Below are 565 nucleotides of genomic sequence, written 5' to 3'. Positions count from 1 at the left end.
CCGCTCATCGTTGGCCGGCCTCGGGCGCGAAACGTTCAAATCAATTTTGTCCGGCAGGTCTGGCCAGGCATTTTTGATAGCGGTGGTTGTCATTCTATGGACAGGCGGGATGATGACCATCCGGACGTGTCGTTCAGGCCAGAGCGGGTTCCCGAAAATCAGGAAAACGACTGCTACCAGGACGCTTACCAACCCCGCTGCAAACACATTCGCGATGATCTCACCAGGCTGCATACGCTCTCCATGAATGAGTACCCGCCACGCCAAGCGAGCCGTGGCGGGTATCAACCAACCGACGATGAAGGGACGATGATCGACGGTCACATTTCCAAATGTGGAAAAGGCTTCCTTGTTTCACAGGTCAGACCTTTGCGATTCCATGTCGGGCTTTGGTCGGGCCCAGACAAGATAGAGTGCTTGCCAGGAGGTGTGTAGCAGCGCCAGCTTGAACGCCCGTCAACGACCAGCAATAACGGCTTTCGGAAACCAGGTCGCCTTGATCCGCAACATATTTAGTGGGTCCGCCCCACTTGCGGGTAGAGGCGGACCCGGACGAGGCTTGGGG

At 56.8% G+C, this 565-nt stretch carries 1 protein-coding gene; it reads right to left on the bottom strand.

From position 1 onward, the window contains the following. Positions 1–234: hypothetical protein (locus tag EN914_RS38900; RefSeq protein WP_127389798.1), on the bottom strand; the 234-nt coding region annotated here is incomplete at its 3' end. Positions 235–565 lie beyond the last annotated feature (331 nt).

The organism is Mesorhizobium sp. M7A.F.Ca.CA.001.08.2.1, assembly GCF_003998455.1.
Classification (GTDB): Bacteria; Pseudomonadota; Alphaproteobacteria; order Rhizobiales; family Rhizobiaceae; genus Mesorhizobium; species Mesorhizobium ciceri.
The sequence above is the reverse complement of the archived record's forward strand: the minus strand, read 5'-3'. Positions and strand labels throughout refer to the sequence as shown.